Origin of the sequence: Staphylococcus caeli (assembly GCF_051413795.1) — a bacterium.
In the GTDB taxonomy this organism is placed as follows: domain Bacteria; phylum Bacillota; class Bacilli; order Staphylococcales; family Staphylococcaceae; genus Staphylococcus; species Staphylococcus caeli_A.
This window is the reverse complement of sequence record NZ_JBOIRQ010000018.1, coordinates 44,305-54,370: the sequence shown is the minus strand read 5'-3', so window position 1 is coordinate 54,370 and position 10,066 is coordinate 44,305. Positions and strand designations below refer to the sequence as shown.

Here is a 10,066-nt window from a genome sequence, read left to right as displayed (position 1 = left end):
TCAAACTCTCCATAAATGAATTATGATGTTTGATTAGCTCATAAAATACTAATTTGTGTTATCTCTAACACTTGTTTTGAACCAACAATTTTAATGTTGCGTTCGGAATTAACGTTGACATATTGCAATTCAGTTTTCAATGTTCATTTTTTCAGTTGCTTTAATATATTATCATTTTGTTAATAACTTGTCAACAAAAACTTAATATATTTAACTAGCAATTAATACTACCTTAATAATATTAAATTATTATTTATATTATTTCAAGTATATTTTTTACACTTTTCAAAATTTCTTTTGACTTGTGATATCGCCGTTTTTGACGACTTTTATATATTATCAATTATATAAATGAATGTCAATATTTAATTACTATTTTTATTTCCCTTTGCAACAAACACAATTTCAAATGTTTGCCACAAGAAATTATTCTACCATCATTCTAGAAAATTGCAATAAAAAAGTGGATAGAAATTAAATTAATTTCTATCCACTAAATTCAAAAATCCTATTTCGTCGTTTTCGTAATGATTTGTTGTGCCATATTCTGATATATTTCTCCTAATCGATCATCTGCTTGATAAATTGAAGGTGCAAAATCTTTTGGATTCCATGATGGTTGTTCAAGTGGTAATTTACCTAATAAATCAGTTTGGAGTTCCTCGGCAAGCTTTTCGCCTCCACCTGTGCCAAATACATATTCTTTATTTCCAGTTTCTTTACTTTGGAAATAAGACATATTTTCTATAACACCTAAGATCGTGTGTTCCGTATGTTTAGCCATTGCACCAGCACGTGCTGCGACAAATGCTGCTGTCGGATGCGGTGTCGTAACTATTATCTCTTTACTTGAAGGTAACATGGTATGAACATCTAGCGCAATGTCACCTGTACCTGGTGGTAAGTCTAAGATTAAATAGTCTAAATCTCCCCATCTCACTTCTACAAAGAAATTCGTTAACATTTTTCCTAGCATAGGGCCTCTCCATATAACTGGTGCATTTTCTTCTACAAAGAATGCCATTGAGATGACTTTAACGCCATGTCGCTCTACTGGTATAATTTCCTTACCTTGTACACCCGGTTTTTCATCTATACCCATCATATCTGGAACACTAAATCCATAAATATCTGCGTCGACGAGTCCAACTTTCTTTCCTTCTCTTGCTAGTGAAACAGCAAGGTTAACTGCTACTGTAGATTTACCTACGCCGCCCTTACCAGAGGCAATTGCAATAAACTCAACTGGATTATCTTTAGATAACAAACCTTCAATTGTTTGGTTCTCATTATTGCTTACACCACGATATTGTTCCACTACTTCACTAGGTAACTCTTCGAATCGAATACCAACAGTGTTTGCCCCATTTTCTTTAAGTACTTCTACTATAGCCATTTGTAAATCTAATTGTGGTTGACCACCTAATTGAGCCATAGCAACTTTGACACTAACATGCTCTTTCTCTTCTTTAATTGAAACTTCAACGATTCCATCCGTTTCTTTTAATGGTACATCTATAATTGGATCTTTTAATTCTCCAACTAGCGCTTTTACTTGCTCTTTCGTTAACACAAAGCGTCCCCCTCTTATTTAAATATCAATTACATTCTAACAAACAAAACTAAAGTTTGCTTTAAATACTTTGTCTCTAGTATAAATATAATTCACATAATAAAAAAGCAGTTAGCTCAATTCATTCTTCTAGTAGAATAAATGATTAACTGCTTTAATTGAAACACAATAATATACATCCTCTATCTATATGTTAAAACTCGATTATTATCTGTTTTTCTGATTTAAATTCTTACTGTCTGGATAAAAGATTTCTTTGCATATAAATAGCAATCCAATAATCAATACGATGACCCAAAAATCAATATTTATATATGCATAATGAACATGTACGATGAAATAAAATAGCAACGTAGTTACTGTAAATGTTATAAGTTGGTACGTTAATCCTTTAAAGTACGGATTTTCAGGTAATTTCTTTCTAAAATAATCCATAAGATTTTCAATTATAAATAAGTTGAAATATCCCAACACAATGTAACTACCATAATAGATAAGATTGTCATAGAAACTTTTGTTGTATCCAAAATAAGCTAGATGAAAATAAATTAATATTCTACTTAAGCCATACAAACCAAATCCCAAAAAAGTTAAAAATATTGCGCCAGAAATAATAAATACTGAAAGTACAATAAGCGTTGTTAATAAATATCTTAAATATTTCATTGCTTACTGTCCTCCCTCTCTTTAGTAATCTATCACTTCACTACTCACAAAAATATTTCTTATTAGTCGATTTTTATTTTACCATTATAACAACTTACTACCAACTACAGACAATTAATAAGTAAAATTTACATAATAGCAATTAAAACTTCACAATATTTAATTAATGCGAATGTTTCATTTTACTTCTATTCACCGAAAACCATAAAACCACTAAGATTAATAGTATGAACAAACTAGTTATAATAACATTATGAATATGCAATGTTGTAAATACGAAATTCATAGCATAAATATATCCCATTATTGTTGCGCCAATAGAATTTCCAAGACTTTTTGTTAAGGTATATAATGACATCATACGTTTCATATTTTTTGGTGAAGTTTCTTCTTGTGTAATCACACTATCTTTTGTATAAACAGTACCAAAGCTCACTCCCGCAAGTAATAAACTAAATGCGATAAAAAGTGGAGAGTGTGTACCTATTAGTACTAAACTTCCGCACAGCATTAATGATGCAAAAGAACTTATGTATAGTACTTTTTGTGAAAGTTTGGCTTCTATTTTATCTAATGAAAAGTTAAGCATAAGCCATGCAATTGATATAGGAAATATCACAAAACCACTTTGTAACGGCGATAAACCGATGTTTTCTTGTAAATATATAGGCATGTATAAATTATAACCCATTAATATGATTGCATATGCAAAGTCAGTAAAGAATATCAGAACAATCGTTTTATTAAATTCTTCTACAGGTATAAATGGTGTCCTCTGTTTTTGTTCATATTTAAATAACATAATACCTAAAACAATGACTACTATGATTGCAATTACATTAAAGTACAAATGAGACTTATTCATAACAGCAAAGATCAAACCAAATACACAAATATAGAATAGTGATAATCCTTTTACATCTAGTTTTTTAGTTGTTGTCGTCTGTTCATGTTCGAAGTGGAATGTAAATATTACGAGAATCATTGCCAAAATTGCAATTGGTATATTTACAAAAAATAACCAATGCCAAGTAGCAATCTCTAAAATACCTCCACCTAATACTGGTCCGATTATACTTGAAATCCCCCAGACACTTCCTACAATCCCCATTATTTTATATCTTAATGGTATTTCAAAAGCTAACTTTGGCACAATTTGACTTAATGCCATCATTACACCGGCACCTAGGCCTTGTATAAACCTTGAAATTACAAGCATAGTAAAGGTACCACTAAGCCCTGAAAACAAACTTCCTAACATAAATAACATTAATCCAAATAGAGTAATATAAATTATTTTTGTACGATCTAACATTTCACCCACTATAGGATTAGCAATCACAATAGCCATAAAATAAACAGCAAAGATTAATGAGATAGACGTAGACACATTCAAATTTTCTTTAATTGTTGGCATTGCTAGTGACACAATTGATGTTTCTATTGCTGACATAAACATAATTAATATCAACGCAACGATAATACCTAATGATTTTAAGTTCATATAACTTTCCTACCTTTGTATCTTTCATGTCGAATTAATAACAACTTAATCATGATTATTCTTTAAGTTCAATAACATTTTTAAAAAATACGACTACTGACCTATTAAAAAGTCATATCAATCTAAAAAATACTGTTAGTAAAGCCAATTGACTTTACTAACAGTATTATCCTAATTACATAAAGTAAATTATTGCTATAAAATGAAATACCGAAGCTATAACAATAAAGAAATGCCATATCATATGAAAGTACGGGCGCTCTTTTTGAGCATAAAACCATGCCCCTACAGTATATGAAATACCACCAAACAATATAAAGAGCATAAATGCTAATGACGAATCGAAAATAATAGTAGGTAAAAACAATACTCCAATCCATCCCATTACTAAATACATGATCAAGCTAAGTTTATGATTCACATTTTTAGCCAATGACTTGTATAAAATCCCCCATATCGTGATGCCCCATAATACAACCATTGCAGTCCATCCCATCCAACCACCGACTAATGTGAGACAAATCGGAGTATAGGTACCTGCAATGGCAACATAAATCATACTATGGTCAATAATTCTCAATATAAATTTATGAGATGAATGATTAGGCATTGCATGATATACAGTGGAAGAAATAAACATTAAAAAGATACTTATAACGTAAATTGAAACACTAAATGCACCTAAGACACCAAAGTTCAAAAAACTATGTATCGCTGCATATGGTAATACACATAATGCGATAAATGCAGCTACACCATGCGATACTGCATTTCCAATCTCTTCACCAAAGGTTAGTGGAATAATATCTTTAAATGCTTTAGTAACTTTATTATCAGCCTGTACTGAATCAGACATTCTGCATCCACCTTCTTATATCATTTTCATTCGTTTTAAATCAGCTGTAGCTGTTTCAACGCTATCTTTGCCTTCTTTGTTCTTAAGTGGAGAAAACTCTTCCTCTCTCGGAACTTGTAATGTCGTAAAACTATGTGCATATTGGAAGATATCAAAATAGAATAGTTCAAATTTTAGTGTTGGCTGTTCTATTACACCAAAATCATCATCCAATTGTTTCAATTTTTTAATTGCTAAATGATATGGTAATGCATTATCGACTACGTCATTAATAAATGAAAGCTTAAATGAATGTACGCCAATATTAGCATTGTTAAATTCATTAGCAATTTCCGGTTCTAATTCTGAGTATTCTAATACAGTGTCTTTATGATTCGTATTAACTAATCTTCCAACACTTTCTCCATGCTTAGGTTGTATTGATTTCGTAGTAACATCCATATCATTGTGATATGTATATCCAGCAAACAATGGATCTAAAACTTTAACAAGCACGTTGTCTATATTATTTAAAAACACATATGATACACCACTGTCTGTCATTTCTTTTAAATAGCCTGCTTTTTCAAGTGATTTAAATACACCACCATTTCCGTTTGGGGTTTCTAAAATATTTCCATCTGTATCTAAAACCAATTTACCTTCTTCTGATAATGCAACTATATTATCTTGTATAAAGAAATGCACATGCTCTTTATCGTAGCCAAAGTAATTTTTAGATTCAAAGAAAAGTTGTGTCTCTTTATCATTGATTTTACTAGTCATGATGTACCAATCGACAAATTGTCCAGTTTGTTCTTTTAGTGCTAACAACTGTTTCGCTTGAATTTCAAATAAACTTACATCTTCAATTTCAAATGAACCTTTTGGTCCTTTATAACCTAACCTTGTCCCTTGTCCACCTGCCATTAATAGTACAGCAAATTTTCCTTGTCTAATTGCGTCTAGTCCAATTGATTCATATTTCTCGATATCTTCGTCTGACAATGAGGCTTTCACATCATATTTCACTTCATTTACAGAAGAAACATCATCAATCATTTTCTTATTTACGTATAAATCATTATATAATTTTTCAATTTCAGCTAAATTCAATGTATCTATTTTCTCAGATAACTGCTCTTTTTCATTAGTACTCATTAATTTTTCAAATTCAACAAGATGTTCTTGATTAAATTTTTCTAAAGTTTTCTTATCTAACATAAACTCTCTCCTCAATATCCCGAATGATTAAATAAAAATTATATCTTATTCGAACCCCGGATATATAATTTCACTATATGTACTCTAAATGATTATGAAACATTGTACAACCATGAATGATAACCAATGCGTAAATAATTGATTGAAGTATGGTTGAAATAAGACATAAATAGCACCTATAGTCAGTGCACTAGCCAATGAAATATCCACAAGGCCACCAGTTTTAAAAGTCACAGGAAATTTAACACTTATTGGTATTGGATAAAACAATTTAACTCCTTTTGGCGTTAACATGTCTAGTATAACATGTGAAAGCAATCCAAGAATAATTGTTATTAAATAATGGTATGGAGTCTGAATCAAATGCAGTAAACAAGCAATAATACAAACAAATAACAAAGAATGCGTAAACGTCCTATGTCCAAAAAGTAATCTTATAAAAAAACTGATGACTTTAAACTTTCTACCAATTTTACTATGAGTATGACAAATATCTGGAAATAAACTAGATATGACTGCAAGCGTAAGCATTGTGGTTGATGTGAATAAATCAGTTTTGAAATATTCAATCGCAAGTGTACCGACTAATAAGCCGCACGATGAATGAGTTTTTCCTGTCATTTTTATTTCTCCTTAATTATAGCAATATTTTAGCATATTCCCCCTCATCATGCGAACATACTTTCGTTAAATTTTTGAGTATGTCACATTTTCCCAAAAGTATCACATAATTACTTGAAAACGGTTGCAACATGTTGTATGATAAAGCTACAAATTATTTAAAGGATGTGTTCTAGTAATGGTAATGACAGTAAAAAAAGATAACAATCAAGTAAGAATTCAATGGAGAGTAGCAGATATTAAGATTCCAACAGATGAAATCAAAAACATTACACAAGATCAAAATATCCATGAAGTTCCAAAATTAGATAGAGAAAAAGTTTCAAGAATCGGCTCTACTTTTGGTAAAACAAACCGTGTTATCATCGATACTAACGACCATGAATACATTATTTACACGCAAAACGATCAAAAAGTTTATAACGAATTAACTAAATAAATTATCATAAATCTTTGATTTTAAACTATATGAAGCGATGAAGTGCGCACACAGTACTTCATCGCTTTTTTATATTAACTGTCTAATTAATCAAAAACATCCGTAATCAATAATGGTTATCAATTACATTTCTTCAATTTCGGTGCTATACTAAAGCCATAATATAGAAAGAAGGTGTTCACCATGTACGTAGTGACGAATAGAATTGATGTCAAAAAAGGATTTGCAGAGAAAATGGCGCCTAAATTTACACAAGGTGGCAAAATTCAAGAATTACAAGGATTTCATAAGATTGAGGTTTGGCTCATAGACGATGAAGCAGACTATGATCAAATGTATATAAATACTTGGTGGCAAACAGAAGAAGATTTCAATCATTGGTTGAATAGCGATGCATTCAAAGAAGCATATGCAGGTCGCTCCAACACGAAAAATGAAGAATCACCTGTACTGGGTAACAAAGTAGTAAAAGCGACTATTTTGTCAGAACTTACAAATTAAAAAATATAAAATAATATACTAACTATTAATATATATAATGCATAACAATAACAAACCAGAGGTAATGTGTAATCACACACTACCTCTGATTTTAATTTCATTCAAAATAATTAGGCAACCTATTCAAAATTCAACCTCTAATTGTACTTATTAATTAAAATAAAGATGCGCCATTAAAGCAATAATTGGTAACGCGATAACTGTTCTAATTAAGAATATGGCAAAGAGTCTAAAAATACTAACTGGTATTTTGGACCCTAAGATCACGCCACCTACTTCAGATAAGTATATTAATTGCGTAATACTTAACGCTCCAACAACAAATAATGTAATGTTGTTACCCACACCTTCTATCAAAATAGACGGTAAGAACATATCAGCAAAACCAATTAATATTGTTTCAGATGCTTGTGCTGCTTCTGGGATTTGTAATAATTCTAAATATGGAACAAACGGTTTACCTATGATTGCAAAAAGTGGTGTATATGTAGCAATAATTGTCGCAAGTGTCCCCACACTCATGACTACCGGTAAAATAACAAACCACATATCTATAACTGTCTTGAATCCAGCCCCAAAAAATGATTTAAATCCAGGTGCTTTGATACCTGTTTCAGTTGCCATATCAAAACCATGAGCTAAAGCTGTTTTATTTTCTGGCAGTTTCTCAGTTCTCATTTCTTCTGAAACTTCTTTTGAATATTCATCTTTAATTGACTTTAACGGCCAAATTCTCGGTAAAATAAACGCACAAACTAAACATGCAACAATAACCGTTAAGTAAAAATAGAAGAAATGTTTTTGCATATGAACAGTATCTGCAACTACTATCGCAAACGTCAATGAAACAACACTAAATGTTGTTGCTATAACTGTCGCTTCACGTCTAGAATAAAATCCTTCCTCATATTGTCTACTAGTAATTAATACCCCTACCGTTCCATCACCAATAAATGATGCAAGGTTATCTACTGTAGAACGACCTGGCAATGTAAACAATGGTCTCATTATCGGCCTAAATATTGGCCCCAATAATTCCAATAACCCATATTCCATTAGTAGCGGTAAAAATAATGCAGCAAAGAAAAATACTGTCACTAGAGTTGGTAATAGACTTTCAAAGACAAGCCCACCAGTATCTTCAGAATAAATAACTTCTGTTCCCATTTTCAAATACGTCATCCATACAAAAACAACTGCAAGAATTCTTAAAATCAACCATACCAATTTCACATTAAATGCGTTGTACATTAAACCATTAGGTTTCAACTTATTTTTGAAAACGGTAGAACATAAAACAGATAAAATACCTGATATTGTGATAATTAAAACGATAATTAACGGCATTGCATTTCCAATTAAGTCTTTTAATAAACCAGCCAAATATGCTACGGGTAAAGACGTTTGTTTCTCACCGTCTTCTGTCACAGTTATAGGCACTAAAAATAGAATAATACCAATTAAAGACATAATTATAAATTTGAGACGTCCGCGCAAAATTTGTGATTTGCTATATTTGTTCACTATATTCCCCCCTTAGGTACCAAGTTCATTTAGTAATGTAAAAACAACAGATATAATTATACCTTAAAGTGTATAATTATGTAAATAAATAAATCACAATTTCCCCCTATGTTTTATAGTAAAAAAAGTAGAATCAATTCCCTTTGCATAGAATTAATTCTACTTTATATGAAAGCGTTTACTTTTGCAATTTTTTTCTGAATTTTCTTTACTTTAATTAAAATAATTTAAATTTTCCGCAATAAGAATAAGAAATATGGTACACCAATTATGGCTACAATAACACCTACAGGTATATCTATAGGTGGATGAATCCCTCGAGCTAAAGCATCACTAATCGAAAGTATAAGTGCACCTATTAAACCAGACATCATCGTAATGTGAATATGTTTATGTCCAACAATTCTTCTAGCTATATGAGGAGCAATCAAACCAAGAAAGCTTAACCCACCTACGACAGAAATTGATGCACCAGCCAAAATAACTGCCAATAATAATAAAATCATCTTAATTTGCTTTACTTTGGTACCAAGTGCAGTAGCAATATCATCACCCAGCGTTAATATATCTAACTGATGACAATAATAATATATGATAGGTAAAGCGATAATGAACCATGGTAAAATAATCCAAACGTGTGACATATTGTGACCGTATAAACTACCAGTCAACCATACAAGCGCAGTATTTGCATCCATTGGGTTACGAATAAGCAAATATTGAACAATTGCTGTACAAATTGCACCAATCGCTAAACCTATTAAAGCTAATTTGGAACCTTTCACGTTAAATTTCGAGATAAGTATGCTTAAAATTATACTTATAGACAATGCCCCAACGAACGACCCGAAAGGCAAGACGAATAATGGCGCTGAAGGGAATAGCATGATAATCGTTACTGCTGACAAACTGGCACCTTTCGTAATACCAATGACATCTGGAGATGCAAGTGCATTGCGAACAACACCTTGTATGAGCGCACCTGAAATAGCTAGACTGCTGCCGACAATAATAGCTAATATCATTCTTGGAATACGGTATTCATTTAATATAAAGTTGTCTTGAAGTATTAGACCCTTAACCGCTTCAACAGGATTTAACCATACTGCTCCGACAGATAGTGAAGCAATTGCAGAAGCGATCAATAATAGTACGACAATACCATATCGCATTGCTAGT

At 31.3% G+C, this 10,066-nt stretch carries 10 protein-coding genes; 2 read left to right on the top strand and 8 right to left on the bottom strand.

What is annotated here, in order from left to right; genetic code table 11:
- Nucleotides 1-508 precede the first annotated feature (508 nt).
- From ACSULM_RS09775 to ACSULM_RS09750, 6 genes are all read right to left on the bottom strand, one after another.
- Nucleotides 509-1,573 (bottom strand): P-loop NTPase, encoded by a 1,065-nt coding sequence (locus tag ACSULM_RS09775; RefSeq protein WP_436862425.1) that lies wholly within the window; start codon nt 1,571-1,573, stop codon nt 509-511.
- A 207-nt stretch (nt 1,574-1,780) separates the two neighbouring features.
- A complete protein-coding gene (locus tag ACSULM_RS09770) occupies nt 1,781-2,239 on the bottom strand; it encodes a SepA family multidrug efflux transporter (protein ID WP_436854840.1) in 459 nt (152 codons plus the stop codon).
- A gap of 163 nt (nt 2,240-2,402) precedes the next feature.
- Nucleotides 2,403-3,743 (bottom strand): multidrug efflux MFS transporter SdrM, encoded by a 1,341-nt coding sequence (gene sdrM / locus ACSULM_RS09765; protein WP_436862424.1) that lies wholly within the window; start codon nt 3,741-3,743, stop codon nt 2,403-2,405.
- Between the two features lie 175 nt (nt 3,744-3,918).
- Nucleotides 3,919-4,599, bottom strand: a complete 681-nt coding sequence (gene trhA / locus ACSULM_RS09760; protein WP_436862423.1) for a PAQR family membrane homeostasis protein TrhA — start codon at nt 4,597-4,599, stop codon at nt 3,919-3,921.
- A gap of 15 nt (nt 4,600-4,614) precedes the next feature.
- A complete protein-coding gene (locus ACSULM_RS09755; RefSeq protein ID WP_436862422.1) occupies nt 4,615-5,802 on the bottom strand; it encodes a UTP--glucose-1-phosphate uridylyltransferase in 1,188 nt (395 codons plus the stop codon).
- Nucleotides 5,803-5,886: 84 nt separating this feature from the next.
- A complete protein-coding gene (locus ACSULM_RS09750) occupies nt 5,887-6,423 on the bottom strand; it encodes a metal-dependent hydrolase (RefSeq protein ID WP_436862421.1) in 537 nt (178 codons plus the stop codon).
- Nucleotides 6,424-6,601: 178 nt separating this feature from the next.
- On the opposite strand from ACSULM_RS09750, the gene ACSULM_RS09745 reads away from it, so the two are divergent.
- Entirely contained in the window at nt 6,602-6,862 is a 261-nt protein-coding gene (locus ACSULM_RS09745) for a SunI/YnzG family protein (protein WP_436862420.1), read from the top strand.
- 183 nt (nt 6,863-7,045) lie between these two features.
- A complete protein-coding gene (locus ACSULM_RS09740; protein WP_436862419.1) occupies nt 7,046-7,363 on the top strand; it encodes a heme oxygenase in 318 nt (105 codons plus the stop codon).
- Nucleotides 7,364-7,513: 150 nt separating this feature from the next.
- Here the strand turns inward: ACSULM_RS09740 and ACSULM_RS09735 are convergent, their stop codons facing one another.
- Both ACSULM_RS09735 and ACSULM_RS09730 read right to left on the bottom strand, forming a co-directional pair.
- A complete protein-coding gene (locus ACSULM_RS09735) occupies nt 7,514-8,887 on the bottom strand; it encodes a YjiH family protein (protein WP_436862418.1) in 1,374 nt (457 codons plus the stop codon).
- Between the two features lie 227 nt (nt 8,888-9,114).
- A complete protein-coding gene (locus ACSULM_RS09730) occupies nt 9,115-10,059 on the bottom strand; it encodes a FecCD family ABC transporter permease (protein WP_436862426.1) in 945 nt (314 codons plus the stop codon).
- Between the last annotated feature and the right edge of the window lie 7 nt (nt 10,060-10,066).